The organism is Flavobacterium adiutor (genome assembly GCF_048282555.1).
In the GTDB taxonomy this organism is placed as follows: Bacteria; Bacteroidota; Bacteroidia; order Flavobacteriales; family Flavobacteriaceae; genus Flavobacterium.
Genome location: NZ_CP182487.1, coordinates 1,644,779 through 1,666,224 on the forward strand (window position 1 = coordinate 1,644,779; position 21,446 = coordinate 1,666,224).

Sequence of the window (21,446 nt, forward strand, 5' to 3'; positions counted from 1 at the left end):
TTTTGTATTCAAATAAATTACAAAATGATTCCATTTCGGTTTCTGAAAGTGAAATATGAGCTGCGATGTTTTTCTGAAGAAGCGTTGTCATAGGCTAAAAATTTATATGCTATTCCAAAGGTAAATAACTTCTACTGACAATATGATTTTCTGTTCAAAACATCAAAAATCCTTTCCTCCCAATGGCTTACTTTAACAAATTATCCAATAAAATTTGATATTTTCTACCAACAGGAAGAACTTCACCGTTGATCATTGTTAAGCTTTTTGAGGTAAAGTTTTGTATTTTATTGGTATTGACAATAAAAGAACGATGTATTTGAACCACATTATTGACTTGCAATTCCGATGAAACACTTGATAATGAACCGTAAATAATTATAGGTAAATTTACTCTTGAACTAAACAATTTCATATAATTACCCAAACTTTCTATATAAATAATGTCATCTAAGGGTATTTCAGTAATCTGACCATTTACTCTGCAGGAAAGCACTTTTTCTTTCGTATTATTTTCTTTTTTCAGACTAAAACCAGAGTAATAGGTCTTGGCTTTTTCGATTGCTTTTAAGAATTTTTCAAACGAAATTGGTTTCAGTAAATAGTCAATTGCATCATTTTGATAAGCAGAAAGAGCAAAATCTGAGTAAGCTGTAGTTATAATCGTAAGAGGCCGATTGGGCTGCATTTCCATTAACTCCACTCCAGAAATAATTGGCATATTAATATCTAAAAAAATAATATCGTAACTGTTCTCATTTAACATTTTTAATGCTTCCATACCATTGAAGGCGCTTCCTGAGTACACCAGTTCTTCACACTTTGCAATATGTGCCGTCAAAGCCTTATGCGCTGGTGTTTCATCGTCAATTATAAGGCAGCGGTAGGTAGGTTCCATATTTTTAGTTTTATAACAAAAATCTCACTCTCTTTTTTACAAATAAGTTCATGCTTCAATCCATAAACTTCGAGACGTCGTTTTAAATTTTCTATCCCAATTCCAGTACTAGAAAGCCTTGAACCTGTATTCAAAAAATTATTCTTTAAGGTAAAAGATAAACTTTTGCATTTTAATTTTAAATCTGCCACAATAAAAGGTGCTTCTGTTTCTCCAGAGAACTTAATTGCATTTTCAAACAGAGGCAAAAAGAATAATGGAGGAATTTCGATTGCATCAAAAGACCCTTCATAATTTTTTGCAATTGCCAAACGTTCGTTTCGAAAAGTATAATATTCCAGATACTTTTCAACAAAAGCTATCTCTTCGTTTAACAAAACATAATCTTTTTTGGTAGCTTCTATTTGATACCGAAGCATCTCAGAAAGATTTAATATTCTGTCAGGTAATTTATCTGGTTCAGTTAACGATTCCCCATATAAATTATTCATAGCATTAAGCAAAAAATGAGGATTGAGTTGTTGCTTTAGAAAGGAAAGTTCTGCCTTGAAATTAATAATATCCTTATCAGTCTGTGAAACTTTCTTAGTGATTATTATGTGAATAAAAAAGAACGCAATTCCATTCACGACAAGTGATAAAATAGACAATGTTCTAAATTTTCCAAGATCTGCAATTGGAAAATACCAACGCATAAAAAAATAAAAGCCCGCCCAATACACCAAAAGAAGAACAAAAAAAAGCTCATACTTCTTTTTGAATAAAAAAGGCTTAATGATGAAAAGATTAAAGCACGTTATCCAAACAATACAAGGAAAATACCCTAAACAAATTTTGGAAAAAACATAAACCCAGCTATGCTCTTCAAATTTCATTTCATCAAACACACAAACAAAAATAACCCCAAAAACAATAGCATTTAGTATAAGATTTCGGAGAAAAAAGTTTTGATAAATTTTGAGCATCGTCATAACTGCAAATTTAAAGTAATATTACAACCTATGGTTATTAACGACATGAAATTACACTAACGCCATTGGTATAAATGTTACGCCACTTAAATAATTTCACTATCATAAAATAACCTACTAAATTACATTTGTCCAAAGTTTCAATCATCATCCAAAAACAATCATTAATAGTGAGTACCGTTTATGAAAAAAAATATCTGCTTTTTATTTTTATGTACATCCATACAAATTTTAGCTCAGGAAAAAACAAGCATGAAAACCTTTGGAAAATCAGTTACCGAGAAATTTCCAACAACAAGGATTTTTGATATTCAATATGAACAATTGGGAGCTACTGAATTCAACTCCAAACTCCTTGGAGAAAAATTTGAGCAAGGAAGAATTGATGATCACAATAGACTGAAAATTGCTTTTAATTTGCCTTTTTATGTTTCAAATTCAAAACGCTTTATTTTAACCAGTTCCCTACGGTACAAATATGAATCGTATGCATTTGATAATCGAGGGACAAATACTTTGAGCGGTCCTTTTCCAAATGAAAAAGAAGATTTTCATTATTTCGCAGGCGCCATTAGTGCAACCTATATGTCAAAATTATTTAATAAACCTATCATCTATAATGCAACTACAACTGTAGATGGAAATCAAGAAAATATTCAACGAATAAAAGGATTTGTATCAGCCACTTTAGTGCTAAAAAAAACAACTAGTACTACAATCACAATTGGTGCTTTAGTCATGATGGATCCTTCATCAATAATTCCAATTACACCGCTTTTTACCTATAATCATAAATTCAAAAACTCAACATGGGATATTGATTTTATCCTACCGCAACGCCTTTTATTCAGAAGAGATTTATTTGAAAACGGACGTTTTTCTTTAGGTACTGAACTCAATTCTGAGAACTTTTATTTGAATCTAAAAGCCAAACCATTAACTGGAATTTATGAATTAAACCAACTAGAATTAAAATCAGGCATAACTTATGAACATCGTTTCTCTGCAAAAGTACATGGATTATTTAAAGTAGGTATCAATAACATTATAAATACTCGAATTACCGAAAGAGGTGAACGAACCACCAAATATGTATATGAACATAAAGAAAACCCGCAAGCCTATTTTAGATTGGGAATATCTTATAATCCCTTTTAGCTCTTAAATCGATTATAAAAAGTATTAAAAATGAATAAACCATGATAGAAATTTTTAAAACAAATGTTCAAAAAAAGTCAGATTCAAACTATATCATTTCTATTATTAAGCAACAATTCCCAGATTGTAAAATTAACTTTGACTTAGAAGATTGTGACAGAATATTAAGAATTGAAGGAGGTTGTTTTAATCCCAAACAAATTATTGAACACTTAAATCTTCAAGGATATATCTGTGTTCCTCTAGAATAGAAACCCCCGCTCTCCGAAGTGTTCCTTCCCAACGCTGCGCAAACGTCTCCGACTTTGCGCCAATTTAAAATTTCTTATAACCGTACACTTGTCAAAAGTCTCCGACTTTAAACCAAAATTAGTACAAATTATACTTTGTAAATGACTTAGAGTTTAAAACATCAACGACAGGATTATCTGCTTTTTCAATACTAAGCAATCCTTCATTATTTACATAATTGTTGGCACTGGAATAAATATAATCTGATGCTCTTGCTACAAGACCTGACCTTACCGGATTTAAATGGACATAATCTAACTTTGACCACATAAAATTGTTAGAATAAATTTCTTCGGCATGATTTCCGTATTGCCAAAATTGATAATTTTTGTTTCTGCTATCATTTTGTGCTGCTAACATAAAACGCTCAAGGATCCATTCTCTTCTGCTTTCAGGGGAGTTTTGTATTTTTTCTAAAATCGATTTAGCTGTAAACTTTTTTAAGTCTCTAATTAAGTCTGATAATTTTCCTTCTTCTGATTGTATGATTAAATGAATATGATTATTCATAATTACATAACCATATAAAATCATTCCTTTGTTTTTGATACAATAATCCAAACTTTCAATTATTATATCTCTGTAAGTTTATCTCGTAAAAACATCAATCCAGTCTACAACAGTTGTCGTTATAAAATGCGGTAAAGTTTGGTCACGAATTATGTATCCTTCTTTCATATCAAGTTTTTTATAAATGTACCGTATTTGTCTTAACCTATTGAAGACATTTCGTAAAAGTCGGGAGACTTTTGAGAGATTTAGGATTATAATAACATTGAAAAAAATTGCGCAAAGTCAGAGACATTTGCGCAGCTTTTCATGGAAACACTTCGTAGAGCGGGGGGGCTTTAGTTATTATCAAGAGCATTTTTTGCTTCGGCTATATTATCCAATATCCATTTGTAATATTTACTGTTTGTATATTTTTTAGCGGCATTTTCAATTCTATTTATAAAATTTCCACTTTGAAAAACACCGCTCAATCTAGCAAAATGATTTGATACAACTTCAAAGTCATCTTCGTTATCTACTCGTTCAACAAACTCAATTGTTTTAATTTCATTTATCATTAATAACGTCTCAATAATGTTTGAATATAATATATTAGCATAATCATTTACATGCAGCTTTTGTTTATTGTGAATTAAAAATAATAATTCAGCATCTCGAAATGAGAAAATGCAATTTATTGAGTTAGTGTCAAAATTCATTTTTTTTCTAGTATTTTGGATTTTTTATTAACTGGTCTAGAGCATTCGGTTGAAATTCACTATCAGGAAAAATGGTTGCAAATTTACCATCTGTTTTTATTATCCCTACTCTTACGCCTTTATATGTATCATATATAGATACTCCATCAGCTAAAGCATTATAGGCAGATTGATTTTTTTGAATAATATATTTTGAGGCAGCGTCAATTTCCAGCTTTGTCCAGTTCGATGGAAACCAAGATTGACCAACACCAGTTCTTTTACCTGCAAGATCATGTGTAGGTATATTTCCTGTTCTTACCCCATTATCAAAAGTATGTTCAATATTATATTGCTTGCCTGTAGCCTCTAAATAATCAATATTACTTTGTCCATGCCCCCCACCAGTCATTTTGCCAGATTCTAAAGATGTACTTGGGTTATTTGGATTTTTAAAATCTCCTATGTCAGCATGCGTAATTGGATTGTTTGAAGCATAATAATATCTATCAAACCCTTCTGGGTTACCTTTTATTGTACCATCTTTCCATTTGTTTAATAATCCTTTTTTAGGATCGTTCAATGCAGCCAATATATTATCTGGTGTTTCTTTAGGAAAATTACGCATGAACTTGTTTTTAGTAATATCATCTAACGCATTAAATTGATTTTTTAAGTACGAATAACCTTTTGAATTTAATAAGTTTGAAAAATCATTTATTATATTATCAGTAGGCTGTAAAGATTTCCATTTAGTATATCCGCCAGCGTTATTAATTTCAGTTAAATTTTTTGAAACTAATTTAAGCTCATCAACGTTGGTTCTAAAAGCTGGAGATTCTCTATTTAATAAGTCCCAAGCTTTAAAAATATCTCGATTTTGAATTAAGGCTCTAAACTCAGAACTAGCTGAGGACATATCATTTGCTAATGCAACTATAGGACACTCCGGATCGATTGAGTTTGGATATAACTGTACTACAGAGAGAACAAAAAGTAACGATAATATAAATTTATTAATTTTTTTCATAATAATTTCTAATTATTTTGTGATTCTAATTGTAAAACGGCATATACAGTGTAGCCATAATATCCTCTATATTCGTAAATATCGAAAATTATAAGGTAATTATTGTTGCACTCGTTAGAATTATAAATCTGATATCTAAAAGGAAATGGTCTTTCTTCATTTTCTAAATCGCTTAATTTCGCAACATCTTGTTTCGCTAATTCATCGTTAGTTATTTGACCGCTTCCTATAAGAGAGTATAATAATTTTGAATTTTCTAAGGAAACAATAACCTTATGTTTTATTCCTCCATTTCCGCAATAAAAACTAAAATGCAGATTAGAATAAGGAGTTTCGATAGGAAATGTATTTTCTCCCAGTTGTATTTTTTTTATAATTGAAATTTGATTCATTTTTAATTCTATTTACATAATGCATCCGTTGGCAGGTTCTCTCTATATATCTTCCAGGCTTGTAATCCGTTTTCAGGATTAGTTTTTAACAAGTTTTGTAATGATGTACCATCTTTAATATCTAAACTTAATGCTTTTAACTGTGATGTGGTTAATGATTCTAAATTATTTAATAAATTTTCTGGTATACTAGGCTGTTTTAACCAAATACTTAAATCCTGAATATCATTTCCAATTGAATTCAATTTATTAAAAATAGGATGGCTACTAATTTTTCCATCAACTATAGTTTTATTTATGAATTGAGGATATTTATTGTTAGGAGAACTCTTAATTGTAATTTTTATAAATCCTTCCTCTGATAATTTTGTCATTGATTTAGTAAAACCATCTGTTCCTTTACCAATGTTCCACATGGTTTGTTTACCACCTCCAATACCGCCTAATTCTTTGAACCAAGGAATAATTGTTGTGGTCTCTCCAGTAAATGGTAAATCTTTTAATATCTCTATTTCATAGTAAACATCATATTGGTTTTCTGTCTGATTAAGCGCTCGCTGTACAAAAGTATATTTATTACCATTTTCTATTGGACTTGTAAAGTTACCAGTTAAAATAGGAACATCGTTTTCTATTTTTAAGACACTTCCGTAACGGTCAAACTTTAGACCTTTTGTTAACAATAATTCGGATTTATTAAATCCACCATTCGCAGGCGGCCAGATAATTTCAATAATTTTTCCGTCTTTTTCAACCTTTTGAAGGTTAATTTTATACTCTTTGAAAAGAGCTTCTAATTTATCCCACTTTTGCTGTTTGTAGTAATTCCATGCTTCGCCCCTTATTGTACTTGGTATTTTTTCAATATTGGTAAATCTATTATTAAGGGTGCCTTCAAAAGCTTGTTGATTAGTAAATAATTCATCAACAACTTTTACTTTCTGAGGGTACCACCAAGCCTTAAATTTATCTAAATCTTTTATAACATTTGATATTTCAGTAGTGCTTGCAGATTTCCATAAAGTTACAAAAGAATTATAATCATCATCAAAATGTGCTATGTCTTCAATTTCTTTTAAAACAGAAGCATCAGCGTTTTTAAAATCTATTTCAAATTTGTTTTTTAAACTTGCTTCATTGTTTAATTTATTAAATATTGTTGGGTAATTTTTTTCAATAGAAGTTAGGAAGTTAACTTCTGTCGAAGCTCCAATAACTTGTCTTGCATAAAATTGACCGACATCTGTTGTTATAATTTCAATGGTTTGAACTCCTTTACCAGAGATGCCAATATTTTTAATAGTTTCAACAACTTTGATTGTTCCTTTGTATGTAGCCGGTAAATTTCTTAATTCAGATAAAATTATTGAGCCATTTGTTTCTATAACCTTGGCTACACTAACACCCTGTGCATAACTTGCTCCATTTGCCATTTTAGTATTAACACCAATAATGACATTGTCATTTTGAAATAGTAATTTAAATTCATCTAGGTTTGTACATTTTTCAGCTAGTGATATCTCTATGTAAGCTCCATAAATAGTGTTCTCTAAAATTTGCTTTTTTGTGGCTACAATGGATATTCCTTCGCTATTTTTTATGGCTTTGTAAAATTTATAAAATGCATTACTTATATTTTTTAATTCGCCAGGTATGGCTTTTGCCCTTGTTATTGTTTTATTTAAATTCTCTCTGTTAAATACAACTTTACCTAAATCTTTACCTCCTTTTATTAAAGCAGGAGCTGATGATATTAAGCGTCCTAGAGAATATGCCTTATATATATCATCCCATCCGTCAATTACACTGTTTAGGAACTCATTGTCAGAACTTTTTATTGCATCTGCAGAAAGTTGAAAAGCTATATCCGTTCCTGCAACAGCAGCATCAACTAAAACAACTATTTCAGGATTTGCAGTGACCACGGCAGGAATTATTGCTATTATGTCAAGAGCAATTCTAAGCTGTACTTCTGAAGTTTTATCTTGTTGCTGTTTCATTATCCAGTAAAGATAAATCGCGGGTACTACAGCCTCTTGTCCTTCTTTGATATCCTGACCTTTAATATTTTTTATATCGAAATCATTTTCAAATTTAATTCGAATCAAATCAAATGGATCAACTTCTACTGTTTTAAAAACAGGCTTGTTATTGAATGTATTAGAGAAGTCTTGAAATTTTATAATTATTTTTCCTTTGGCTTCATTAAGTTCTGTTATTTCTACTCCACAAGTTAAAATATGCATTGCATCTTTACATACATATACATATTTTTCTCCTCCTGCTTTCCAATTTCCTTGTAAACTAGCTGCTTCAGGAGTATTCTTTTTTTGTTCTGCAACATATTTTGATATGACAGACAATAATGTATAGTAATCATTTTTACTATTCATGTCATTATACAAACCTCTTAATAATTCATAATTATCTTTTGATAATCCATTTAGTAATTCAGGAATGTCATCAGGTCTTATGTTTATTAACAATTCAAGAAGCATCTCTTCTTTTGAAACAGAAAATTTCCAGGTTTTGTATTGTTGTAAAAATTCTAACCTTTTAGCAATAGGAATATTACTCATTAAACATTCTCTACCTTTACCATTGAATACTTCTGATAAATCACTTAAAGACAAATCATTTGAAACATTACCTTTGTTTTTTAGATCAGTGTAATATATACGAAGAAGATTATCCAGACTAGCTATATATTTCGTTGAGGTAAAAATATCTTTTTCAACTTGATTTGATATGTCTGCATAGAAGAGAGGAATAGATACTCTTGTAGTTCCTTGATTTTTTGACATTTCGTTACGCAATCCGTCTCTCATGTCGTTATTGAATCTTATGCTTACCTCTTTTCCTAATTGATCTTTTGCATATCCAAGACAATTTATTAAATCTGGATTATTTCGTAGAAAGAAAGCTATACGTATAGCATGAAGTGCATTCATCCCGTAAAGATCAGAACTGAATTCACTTATAAAATAAAGTTCATTTATATCTAAAGGACTTATCGAACTTGAAATATTTATTCCTTTATTGGCAACCTGAATATAACGATTTAAGAAATAGACTTCTTGTTGAGGACCATCCCCATAATTTTCTTTTGCAACAGTTGCATCTTTGTAATCATCGATCTTCTGGACTTTAAAAACAAGCTGCCCTTTTTCAACAGCAGGAATTCCTACAATAATATTTTTGCTTTTTAATCCAAAACTTGTTTTATCAATGTATAATTTATTTTGAATTACTTCTCCGTTATTATCTATTTCTGAATATCCTACAATGTCTATTTTATCATCGTCTTTTACCGGATGTACAATTGAATATGTTTTACCATTTGTTAAGGTGAATTTTTTTAATGTACCAATAGGGAAGACAGTATTTTCAAAGCTAGCTTTATTAGATGTCCAATCATCATCAAAATAAGAGAATCCTACACTACTAATTTTTTCTTTAATTGTAAATAGTTTTCCGGCAGGAGTTAAGAACGTAAGTGAGCCATCTTCATTTTTAAAATTAGCATATAGCTGTTCCATATTGCCTACCTCAACATGAGCCCCAGAAGAACTCTTCTGAAACCCATAAAATTTCCAACCACCGCTATGAATAATATCCCAGTCATTATGAGAGAGTCTTGTTCCTTCTTCATCATAATCCATTAAAAGGTCTGTTTTTCCTGATTCAGCCTCGGTTTCAAATGGGTGTTTCAGACCAAAAATACCGTGACCTAATTCGTGTGCAGCTGTTTTTAGATTACCATTGTTAAATACAAAAGCATACTGACTTCCTAAAGGCATAAAACCTTTATAGTTATTTTGTCCCGCTTTTCCGGTATAAATAACATAATACGTTTTATCGTTGTATTTGAAATCAGCACTGGATTCAATCTGGTTGATGATATTATTCTGATCATTCGTATAAACATCAAAGACACCACTTTCGCCACATTGTATTTCATCTGGTAATGAACCAATGGCTACTTTTTGAGTAGTAACGTCAAACTTAATTCCAACTTTGTTATAAACTTCGTTAAAGAAATTTTTGGCTTCATCAGCGGCTGGGGTTTTTGCTCCGTTTACACTTAGAAGAGTAATATTTATAGCAGGTTTTTGGGTTAATTGCCAGATATTGACTTTACCGGCGATGTCAGATTTTCCGTCAATTGTTTTGGCAGCATCTTTTGGATCTTTTTCTTTAGCCCCTTTTACCGTTGCAAGGATACTTTCTTTAGAGAAGTTTAGTGTTCTTTTCAGTTTTATCTCGGCTTTGGTAGCGCTTGTCCATTTTACATCAATGGCAGCTCCGGTATTGGTTTTAAAAACAATATCGTCTTTGGTTTTTCCGTTTTCAAAATCAGCTTCTGCGATTAAGACATCGGGACCATTCAAATCTGAGACGGCTTTATAATTTACGTTATAGACACTTCCGTCTTTTGTTGGAAGAGTCTCATACGTATCTTTAAGTTTTTTAGAACCATTATCCGGAAGTTCATCAAAAGCATAAAGGGCTTTAGGAGCGTCCTCAAAAGTAATGGAAACATCGGGAGAGGATATTTGTGCAACCTCACCGCCGCTTGAAATTCCGTTGGTGTTTGCCGCAACGGCTCTGCCGCCTTCTGCAGATTTGATAAAGGTAGGCTGACCGCTGCCATTGGCCGGAATATTGACTACATCACCGCTTTTATCAATATAAACCTGGTCATAAACTGACTTTGGCAATGTGGTCGATTCGCCATTAGTACCTTTGATGGTCGTACTGCCATCCGGATTCAATGTAACTCCGTCTTCTTTTACTTCATAAGCTAACTTGCCCTCGATAGGCTTACCGTTACTTCCGGCAATATCATTAGTGATTTTATCGACATCGAGCATTTTATCCCAGTTAGCTTTATCATAACTGGCCACAATTTCACCCGAAATCAATTTGAAATCGGTATTGACACCAATATTATTGAAAGTAATTTTGATGCGTGAGAATTGCCCAATATTGATTTTCTCTCCACCAAGGGCATCAGCAGCATCAATGAGTTTTCTAAATTTCTCTAAGAAGGGAAGAGTTACATAACCGTCTCCGGTAAAAGTTCCGTTGCTTCCGGTACTGTGCAGCACCACAATTGGGAAATCACCAGCGGTGACTACATCATTTGCAAAAAGCTCCGGAAGCGGATTTTTATTGGCTAAATCTGCTGGATCCGGTTTAATGCCGCATCCCTGAAATGCAATCTCGTCTTTTACAAGGGTTGTAAATTCTTTAATTGTACTGTGGGTGTATTTTCCAACTTCACAGGATGCTCCTACGGTGTATTCGTAAACAGTATTTGGTTTTAGATTGCTAAGCGTTACATTTTCTCTTGGAGTAACGAGTTTATACCATTCTGAATCAGCATTTTTTTCACGATAATTCACCTGATAATCATAATTATCGATATTACCGCTCCAGATTATTTTGGCCTGATTTTCACTGATTCCCGAAGTGGCTATGGCAAGAGGGGCGGTACAATAAGCTTCATAATCGAAAGAAAAAATTTCGCTGTATCCGTTATTTTTGAAAACACCTATTTCTTCGGCACCAAAAATAGCCTTCGCTTTCACACGCCATGCATATTTTTTTCCGGGAATCAATTGCGGCTCATTAATACCGTATTGTAGTGTTGTGTTTCTGGTGGTAGTAGTATATAATGGAGGAGAATAGGCAAATGCATTTTGAATGGGAGTATATTTGTCCCAGATTTCTACTAGTGAGAATTCGTATTCTACATTGCTTACATTGATGCTTCTTGGTGTCCAGCTAAAAACAATATTCTGAATATTTTGCTGCATAAAAGAAGCATTATTCAAAGGCAGGTTTAAAAACGGCGGATCGTTTTGAAAAATGATGGTATTTGTACCGGTTTTATTAGATAGTTTTTTGCCGGTAGCAAAGTCGTAGACCTCTACATAAATATTGTAAAGACCCTCTGGTAAAGGCTCTGCGTATTGATTAGGAGTAAGTCCCAGCAGGTTTTGATACTCAAAGTAGGGAGCCAGATCTACATTCGTTAATTGTAATGGGATTCCTCCTTCAAGATACAGCGGACGGGCACCGGCAATAAAATCATTGGTAGTAAACGATATTCCGTTGCCCTGAAAGTAAATTTTCAGTTTTACCTGTCGGTTCGAAATGGTTAAATCGTTTAAAACAATCTGAATTTTTATCGGGCTGTTAATAGTAGTCGCATCTGCATAATGGCTCAGATAAATAGGAGAGGGCTGTTTAATTTGCGTTGATACCGATATCGGATAACTCTGCGAATAGCTCTCAAAGCCAACAAAAGAGCTTATCAGCAATAGAAACAGGTATAGTTTTTTTAGCATTTTAGGTAGGTTAGGTTTATCCATTATCTTGGAAGTTTAATATCTTTTATTTTGGAATATATTTTAAATCAATTTCATCATTAGAAGCATTCTTGACTGCGAGGTCATGATAAAATGGAATCATCTTTGTTTCAATCGCATCTACTATTTCAGTCGCGTTTTTCTTGTCCTTTATTAATTTAAAAACAGCTTCAATATTCTGTCTGCTGAATTCGGCTGCATTTTCATTTTGCTGTATTTCATTGGCAGGGATTTTTGAGAGTACGGCCATTTCCCGCAACATCCATCGGTGGTATTTTAATTGGTTGCGGCTGTTTTCGCTTCTTTCGACAAGTTTCAAGTATGAGTTATAGTTGGTTTTATCCGCAATATCTGCTTCATTTACATTATGAAGCGGGTGACTGTTTACTCTTCCCAGTGTTGTCACATAGGCATTTTCAAGACCTTCATCTTTCTGGTACAATTCTTTTTCCAGTTTTTGAGTGGTCTCAGCTAAATAGCTGGTGTATTTTTCTGAATTATCCTTTTCTGCAGCAAATGCCTCCAGATAATCAAGTGTTTTTTCCTTCAGTTCTTTGTCATCGGAAGTAAGGGTAGCTAGTGTTATTAAATGCTCCAAATTGTCTTTTTCAGCTGTTGGCAGAAGAGGTAAAGTAAGCTGGGTTTTTTTCAGCTGCGTTATGATTTCCTCACGTGTTCCTTCAAATTGCTGATTTTTAAAATTAATTTTTAAGACAGGAGCAGAAACTGTTTTCTCCTGATTTTCAGGTATTGGTTCTCTTTTTGGGCGCATTCGGATCTTATCAAATGAATAAGTATAAGCAAGGGTAGCTGTAATGTCGTTATTCTTTTGGGTTGATGAATTACTGAATAAAGCAATTACACCCATATTAAAATTGTGGTTTTGGAGATAAATATAAGATCCGTTTAGCCGGAAATTAAAGATGTCATTTTGTTTCTCACCATTGTTATAAGTGGTGTTGTAGCTTGTTGAGGCATTCGTGGTCAGTTTTTTTTCGAAAAAGAGTTTTGAAGCACCAATAGTTGGTCCAATAATAATATTTTTTCCGGAATCAGTTTTCCCGTAAGTATTGTTTATAGATCCGGTAAAGTTCAGGTCTTTTTCAGGATAGCCTACAGTATAAGCAATACCTGAATTATAGTAAATTGAAGCACCGCCTTCTATCGTTCTGCCCTGTTGTTGGTTCACAGCATCCTGCATAGAAAAATTAGCGTTTATCGCTTTTTTCAGTTGCTTGTCATTTTTTATGAGATAGTTGATGTTTAAAGCCGCATTTTGATTTACCTGTCTGAAATTTAAGGTATCAAGATAGTCATAATCAGAAACCTGATTGATGTAATCAAACTGGTTTCGGCTGTTAGTATACGACTGAAAATTAGAATAGTTTATATTCAGGTTTAGTTTATCATTAGGCCTGAAATCGGCAGTAAAAGAAGATACCACTCGTTTCATCTGGCTTTGTTTTTGTTTGTCCAGATTGTCTTTTTGAAGACCAAGGTTTAAGGCTAGCGAAACTTTGTCTTTTACTATATTCTGCGTCGCATTTACGGTAATATTCTCCAGATCATTATTGAAATAATAACCTCCTAATGTTCTGTAATTAGGGTCAATTCTTTCGTAGCCAATTCCAAGTGTTCCTTTACCGGCTGGATAAGTTAATTGGCCTTTAAAAGCATCATAGCTTGTGGTAGTACTGTTTTTATTTATGAAGAAAGAGGATAGGCTCTTCCCTTTTCCATTATCATCAACACGTAAATCTTCCGTAATGCTGCTGTTAGCATACTCTGCAAAAACCTGAAGTTTTTTCAGGAGTTTAAAAGAAGATTCGATGCTTACTGCCGCATTATCTTTTGGAGCTACTCCTAATTCAAAAGGAAAAGGAGTGGATAAAGAACCGGCTTCATCTTTTGCTTTAAAGAAAGTAACACCAAGGTTGATTTTTTCAAAAGCATATGACGTTTTAAAACCGTATCCTAATCTTTTGTAGGTCGGTACAATATCAGGATAAGCAATGTTGTATTCACTGCTTTTTAATAATCGTCCATACATCGCACTAATTTTAAAATTCCCCTGCGGAGTAAGGTCAACACCTACTCCTGAAAATTGATGTCCGCTTAGTGTATAAGGAGAAAAAGTCATGCTGACATCTCCAATATGTCCGGTGATCCATTTATAAGAAGGGTGAATGCTTAAACGGTTCATTAGAACAGGTTTTCCATAACCTAATTTTTGATTGGTATAGGAAAATGAAAAAGGTAAATTGTATAATCCTGCCACATTTATATTAATGTTTCCGTTCAAGAAATAACTAAACGGCTCTCGTGAAGCATTTCCTGAATAGAAAACGGAATTGGCAGATGCGCCACCACTGACATTGATTAATTTGGCTTTGCCCAGTTCCTGTACATTAAAGTTTTGCGAAAAACCCAATACACTTAGAAAAAGCAAGGAAGTATTAAATAATAGTTTTTTTAAATTCATTCTTTATATGCTGCGAGCGTCAACTTGAAAAAAAATTTCCTTTTTTGAAAGCCCATTAATACTGAAATTGATGTTTGCTGTTAGAGAAGATAAAATTTACTGAATGATTATTTTTCTCAATTTACTTCCCTGCTGCGATTCAAATAGTACAAAATAAAGCCCAGGAGGCAGCCCGCTTAGATTAAAGTTGAAAAGGTAATTATCCTTTCCTTCTTCAGTTTTAGAATCAATAAGCAGGTTGTTGTTTAAATTGTAAACCTTTACATGGGCAGGCATAACTTTATCGAGCGATACATCTACTGTGAAAATTCCCTGTGATGGATTTGGATAAATTTTTAGGTCAAATTTTTTCTCAGTCACAGGATCTTCGTCCGGATTTTCTTCGTATTCACCTTCGGTAACCAGAATTTGTTTAGTCTGGGAAGCGGTGCAATTTCCTTTTTTGGTGTTTAAAGTAATTTCATACTCACCAGTTTCACTAAAGCTGATTTCGGCATAATCCTTATTTTTAGTTACAATGTTTGCCATAGCTGGTAAAACCCATTCGATTTCATCAGCGGCAGGGCTGCTGATATCTACAATGACAATTTTTTCATTTTTGAATACTTGGCTCGACATGGCAAACTCAGCACTAATAGCGGTGTTCTGACTCAATATCTGAATGGTATCTGTAGCTTCACAGCCTAATTTATTGGTTACTGTGACTGTGTAATTAGCAGGCTCAGAAACAGTAATCATAGCTTTATTACTGGTAAAACCTTTATCAGATTTCCATGAATAGGTTGCCATTTCATCGTTAATTGTAGCATTAATGGTCAGACTCTGATCAAAACATAGTGTTACATCTTTACCAAGGTCTATGATATCTTTAGACGGATTTTCAATAGTATAAGTTTTAGAAATAAGACATCCTTTGGAATCTGAAATTTCAACTGTATAGTTCCCTGCTGAGGCATTTTTTAACGTATTTGATTTTTCTCCTGTACTCCATGAATAGGTGTAAGGAGCAATTCCGGCTACAGGTGTTACCACAATTGTTGCGTCAGAACCGCCATAGCAGGTTGGTATTTTTGTGTTAGCAGTAGCGTCCAGATGTGCTGGGGCAGTCAATGTAATGGTTTTGGTAGTAGTACAGCCATTGCTGTCACTTATCAGAACAGAATAATTTCCTGGAGGAACATTTTGAATACTGGCTGTTTTAGCTCCGGTATTCCATACATAAGTATAAGGCTGGGTTCCTCCTGAAGGGGTTACATTAATAGTCCAGTCATTAAAATCCCCGCAAAGTGCATAATCTGAAGTTAATGAATTTGTTAAAACAGCAGGCTCGGTAACCGCTAGAATTGGACTCGTAGCCTGATTGCCGTTAGAATCCGTAGCAATTACAAAATAAGAACCTTTTCCTATACCGTTTAAGATGGGAGTTGATGTCAAAGCAGTTGGATTTCCGTTTTCAAACCACTGATACATATAAGAATCACCAGGTTTTAAAAATCCGCCGGTAGTCGTTGGTTTTAAGCTTCCGTTTTTATCGCCATTACATAAAATGACATTTTGGACGGCAATAACGGTTTCCAGCAATGGAGGTTCTGTCACTTCTAATAATGGAGAAGTCAGTTCACAGCCTTTTAGATCAGAAACTATTACATAATATTTGCCTGCACCTAAGTTGGTTGCTGTATCTGTATTTTGGCTTATAGCAGTATTATCACTTTTAAACCATTTATACGTATAGCTGCCATTGCCCCCCTGAGCAGTAATAGTGGCAGATCCGTTGTTTAGGCCTTTTCCGGTAGCCGGCGATGTATTAGTAGTTATACTTAATACTGATGGAGAAGTAATTTTGATAATACTACCCGGACTTTCACATTCCTGAGAATCTTTCACATAAATAGTATAATCTCCTTCTGCTACATCTGAAATAGTAGTATTTGCTACATTAGTGAAACTTTGCCAGTCTTTAACTAATATTCCTTTATTAAAATAACGATAACTGAAACTTCCATTTCCTCCTGAAGCTGTCAGTGTAATTTTTCCGTTGCTGTCTCCGAAGCATTTTACAGGTTCTTGCATTGTCGTGAATAGTAACGCATCGGGCTGTGTAACACTGATTATGTTACTGGTCACTTCTACCTTTTTAGAATCTTTTACGACAGCATAATAATTACCAGGTTTTACATTGAAAAGAATATCATTTGTTTCGTTAACTAATAAAACATTATTTCTGTACCATGAAAATGTTTTTTGTCCAAAACCGCCATTTGCATTTAATTTTAATACGGCATTATTGGCATTATGACAACTTATGTTTTGAGTTTGGTTCACACTAATGGTTAATGGATTGTCTCTGAAATCAAAGTCTGTATATTTTGTACAGCCTGTTTCATCTTTGGCTGAGATATAATAATGATCTTTTACCAACCCTGTGAAATCTGCAGTTTTTAAAGAACTATCAGAAATCGTTTTGATTATTATTTCAGTTCCTGAAGTATTTTTGGTATAAAACTTATACTCATAATTTGGCTTTCCACCTGTAATTTCAAAGTGTAATGTCCCATCATTACCATTTAGAGCAGTAGGATTCGAATAAGTTATTTTTTCGATATCAAAACCAAAATCATCAGGTTGTGTAATTTCGATGTTTTCTAATATACCAATACAATGAGCAGCATTGCTGGCATTATAATTAGCATCGCGGACTTCAATAGCATATATGCCGGCATATAATTGGTCTAATGCGGTAGGAGTGAAGTTTTCGTAAGTATTGGTTGCAGTATTTTTTTTCTTCCATTGGTATGTATATTCAGGAGTTCCGTTTACTATGAGTGGAGTTCCACCTGAAACAGAAATAGCTATTGAACCATCCTTATCCCCGAAACAGTTAACGTTGGTTTTCGAAACTAAAGAAACTACAATTGGCGAAGGCTGTGTGAAAACTACATCAATAGTGTTAGAATCAACTCCGCTTATGTCAGTAGCCGTAAGTGTGTAACCGCCATCAGCAATATTGGTAAAATTAGCCGTATTTCCGCTGATTGAAGTAACAGTTCCGCTGGTTTTATTTTTTAATTTGTAAGTATAAGTTCTGTTTGCCTGATTTTGATTATAGGTTGCCCCTCCGGTTGCTTTGGCTTCTAATGAACCTAAAAAGCCATTACATTTTGAATTCAGATGTGTTTCGGTAAGAACAGGTTTTGTAGGCTGTTCAATAGTGTAAATACCAGAAGCCGTACAGCCGCTTGCATCAGTAACTAATACACTATAAGTTCCGGCAACTACATTAATTAAACCTGCGCTGTTGTTTCCTACCACATAACCTGAATTGTTCTTCCATTGGTAGCTATACCCAGCAGCGCCTCCCGAAACTGTTATTGCTATTTTTCCAGTAGCTAATCCAAAACCTGTCGCAGGAGTTATTGTATTGTTTGCAATATATACGGAAGCAGAAGGTTCTGTGATTTTGATTGTTTGTTCAGCGGTCTGGCAATTATTGGCATCGCCTGCTTTTATAATGTACGTTCCGGCACTTAACCCCGAAATGATACCATTTTGATGGTCTATTGCTCCTGCATTGCTAATGATTGTATAAGGTTTTGTACTATCAGTACTTTTTGTTCCGCCTGTAATATTTAGTTTTATACTGCCATTATTGCCTTCAAAGCAAGATACATTTTGGACAGTATATGTAAAAGCTAATTGATCAGGTTCATTCACAGTAAAGGTATTGGTGCCAAAAAGAGCATTGCTATTTGCATCTTTAACAGTAACCACATAACTGCCTGCTCCTAACCCAGATGCTTTTGAAGCCGTTGAAATCGCTGAAATTGTCTCGGTTGAACTATATTTTTTTGAGGTCGTAGTGTTTAGCCATTCAAAACTATACTCTTTTACACCTCCTTTTACACTAATGACATACTCTGCAGAGAGATCCCCCTTACAAAGAATATTTGTAAAAGGAGTTTGGATTAAACTAACCACTTCAAGTTTATCAGGCTGGGTAACAGAATAATCAATTTGAGGTAGTGTACAGCCATTAGCATCTTTTACAATTAAGTGATAGATGCCGGCGCTTAGATTAGCTATTGACGCTCCAGTACCAATTATTGACGCTGTACTGCCTTTTCTCCATTCGTAGCTATAATTTGGTTTTCCACCGGTAACAGTAACGGATATACTTCCATCATTGGTTTCAAAACCTTTTAAATGTACAGGTCCCGGACTTGAAACCTGAAGTGGGGCATTGGGTTGGGTAATTTTGACCGGCTGGCTAAGAGTTGCAGTACATTCATGTCCAATTGCATCTTTGACAATTACATTATATTCACCAGCTTCAAGCGTATTTAAGTTTCCTGTATAACTTGTGCCATCTTTTGTCCATTGCTGGGTGTAAGGTGCAGTTCCTCCTTCGATAGTAATTTCGATAGCGCCTGTTGCCTCACCAAAGCATAAAACATTGGTTTGTTTAGCAACTGATACTTTTAAAGCGTCAGGTTGTGCTAATTTAAAATTGATTTGTTGCGCAGATGCAAATGGTCCCGGTTCAGGGTTTGCACTGTCAGTTACATAAACACTGTAGTTGCCAAATCCTATACCTGAGAGGCTCGGTGAATTTTCTCCGGATAGAGTAATCCCGTTTTTTTCCCATCTATACTTGTAAGGAGCGACTCCTCCTGTAACTTCTGCAATCAACTGACCATTAGAATCTCCATTACATTTAATAAATGCAGATTCTTTAATAATTACTTCCAGTTTGGTTTTTTCGAGAATGGTAAAAGTATATTGTGTTGATTCACAGGATTTTTGATCGAATATTTTTAAATAGTAATTTCCCGCCTTAAGTCCGGAGATGTTTTTTATGTTTGCTGAAAAACTATTGTTGGACGTCCATTGGTAATTATAGGTGCCATTACCACCAGTAGGATCTGAAGGAAAAATGATAGATCCTGTACTCTGGCCATTGATGGCAACGTGTGTTACAACCGGAGACGGAATAGTTATTTTTGAAGGCTGTGAAATTATAATATCATTAAGGCTTTTTGTACATCCGTTAGCATCTGTTACGGTCAAAGAATATGTTCCTGCTACTAATCCATATCGGTCTTTGGTCGTAGGTCCGTCACTCCATTTAAAAGTATATGCTGGTGTTCCACCTGCTACATTGATTTCGATTTTTCCATCACTTCCGCCATTACAGGAAACATTTTGTTGCTGAGTTACAGCATCACTTGTAACGGATATTTCTTGTAACGGAGAAGTAATGGTATAAATAGCAGAGGTTACCGGTATCATTTTATCGTCCATTACCTGAACAGAGTAAGAACCTCCTTCAAGATTTTTAATTTCTGCATTTATTTCGGTATCTATTTTAGTGCCACCTTTATACCATTGGTATTTATAAGAAGAATTATTGGCAAGAGTTCCTCCGGTAGCCAGTACGGTGAGCGAACCTGTATTTTCTCCAAAACACTTCACATTTTGCTGGCTGACTAAAGTCACTGCTAATGCTTCTAATTTTACTGTCGAAGATAAAGAAGTACAATTGTTAGCGTCTTTTACAAAAACGTCATAAGTACCGTTTTCAAGATTTGTAATGGTATTGTTACTGTAGTTTGTAGTAATTCCTCCCTTGGTAAGGAAGTAGGTGTAAGCGCCTGTTCCCCCGGAAGCTGTAATCGTTATTTTCCCATCATGGCTGGTCGCATTTGTTGGTTGTGTTGGTGTTATGGAAGAGATATTCAGTACTGGCGGAGCTGTAATTTTTATAGGAGCAGGGCTGTCATAAGTACACCCATTCGCATCAGTAATAGTATAAGAGAAATCATCCGGTGCCAATCCTGTTCTGTCTGGCTGCCCGGCAATATGATTGGTCGTGACACCATCACTCCAGTTAATAGTATATCCGGCAGTACCACCATTGATGGTAAGGGTTATGGAGCCATTACTTCCACCGTTACAGCTTACGTTGGTATAGGATTCTGTCACGGTTACAGGGGCTAAAGGCTGTGAGATAAAGAATTCATTAGACCATGCTGAATTTTTATCAGGATAGGCATTGTCAATAACTTTTACCTTGTAGGTTCCTGTATACAAATTGCTAATCGATATTCCAGTTGAGTTTGTATATTCGAATGTACTTCCGTTGCTTTTGTACCATTCATAAGTATAAGCTGTAGTTAATATACCTCCACGTGTTTCAATTACGGAAAGCGTTCCTGTATTTTTCCCAAAACAGGATATGGGAGTACCGGTAATAAAAACTTCCAGTTTATTTGGCTGTTTAATTTCAAAAGAATAGGGTTGACTCGAGCAGCCAGTTGGTAATGAAGTATCTGTTGCAGTTATCGTATAAACTCCTGCTCCAAGAGTATTCCAAGGCCAGGATCCGGGATTGAAAGGCTGATTATCTTTAGTCCAGCTATAAGTATAAGACTCGGTTCCTCCTTTAAATACAATGTTAATAGAGCCATTTGCTGAACCAAAACCTGTTGCATCTTTAATGGTCGGTGTACCATTAACGACAATAGGCGCAGGATTGACAAAAGTTACCGTTCTTGATCCTTCTGATAAGCCAGAGACAGTAGCCTGAGTTGTTTGAGAGTAACCCAAAAATCTTGTGAAAACCAATAGTAAGAGTAAATATTTTTTCATAGTTTTTAT

11 protein-coding genes are annotated in these 21,446 nt (G+C 34.2%); 2 read left to right on the forward strand and 9 right to left on the reverse strand.

Annotation, left to right across the window (positions count from 1 at the left end):
• Window positions 1-187: 187 nt before the first annotated feature.
• Window positions 188-898 (reverse strand): LytR/AlgR family response regulator transcription factor, encoded by a 711-nt coding sequence (locus ACNC7R_RS07330; RefSeq protein WP_184166258.1) that lies wholly within the window; start codon window positions 896-898, stop codon window positions 188-190.
• Entirely contained in the window at window positions 871-1,593 is a 723-nt protein-coding gene (locus ACNC7R_RS07335) for a sensor histidine kinase (protein WP_417940279.1), read from the reverse strand. The genes ACNC7R_RS07330 and ACNC7R_RS07335 overlap by 28 nt, the downstream gene beginning before the upstream one ends.
• A 459-nt stretch (window positions 1,594-2,052) precedes the next feature.
• On the opposite strand from ACNC7R_RS07335, the gene ACNC7R_RS07340 reads away from it, so the two are divergent.
• A complete protein-coding gene (locus ACNC7R_RS07340; RefSeq protein WP_417940280.1) occupies window positions 2,053-3,027 on the forward strand; it encodes a hypothetical protein in 975 nt (324 codons plus the stop codon).
• Between the two features lie 41 nt (window positions 3,028-3,068).
• On the forward strand, window positions 3,069-3,278 hold the full coding sequence (locus tag ACNC7R_RS07345; RefSeq protein ID WP_417940281.1) for a hypothetical protein: 210 nt from the start codon (window positions 3,069-3,071) through the stop codon (window positions 3,276-3,278).
• 118 nt (window positions 3,279-3,396) lie between these two features.
• Here ACNC7R_RS07345 and ACNC7R_RS07350 read toward each other — a convergent pair whose 3' ends face one another.
• From ACNC7R_RS07350 to ACNC7R_RS07380, 7 genes are all read right to left on the reverse strand, one after another.
• On the reverse strand, window positions 3,397-3,852 hold the full coding sequence (locus ACNC7R_RS07350; RefSeq protein ID WP_417940282.1) for a transposase: 456 nt from the start codon (window positions 3,850-3,852) through the stop codon (window positions 3,397-3,399).
• A gap of 314 nt (window positions 3,853-4,166) precedes the next feature.
• Complete coding sequence (locus tag ACNC7R_RS07355) at window positions 4,167-4,529, reverse strand: hypothetical protein (protein WP_025572312.1); 363 nt, start codon at window positions 4,527-4,529, stop codon at window positions 4,167-4,169.
• Window positions 4,530-4,536: 7 nt separating this feature from the next.
• Window positions 4,537-5,538, reverse strand: coding sequence for an EndoU domain-containing protein (locus ACNC7R_RS07360; protein WP_417940283.1), 1,002 nt, complete (start codon window positions 5,536-5,538; stop codon window positions 4,537-4,539).
• 8 nt (window positions 5,539-5,546) lie between these two features.
• Window positions 5,547-5,930, reverse strand: coding sequence for a hypothetical protein (locus tag ACNC7R_RS07365; RefSeq protein ID WP_417940284.1), 384 nt, complete (start codon window positions 5,928-5,930; stop codon window positions 5,547-5,549).
• A gap of 8 nt (window positions 5,931-5,938) precedes the next feature.
• Complete coding sequence (locus tag ACNC7R_RS07370) at window positions 5,939-12,286, reverse strand: fibronectin type III domain-containing protein (protein ID WP_417940285.1); 6,348 nt, start codon at window positions 12,284-12,286, stop codon at window positions 5,939-5,941.
• Window positions 12,287-12,332: 46 nt separating this feature from the next.
• Window positions 12,333-14,789 (reverse strand): hypothetical protein, encoded by a 2,457-nt coding sequence (locus ACNC7R_RS07375; RefSeq protein WP_417940286.1) that lies wholly within the window; start codon window positions 14,787-14,789, stop codon window positions 12,333-12,335.
• 96 nt (window positions 14,790-14,885) lie between these two features.
• Window positions 14,886-21,437, reverse strand: a complete 6,552-nt coding sequence (locus ACNC7R_RS07380; RefSeq protein ID WP_417940287.1) for a T9SS type A sorting domain-containing protein — start codon at window positions 21,435-21,437, stop codon at window positions 14,886-14,888.
• Window positions 21,438-21,446 lie beyond the last annotated feature (9 nt).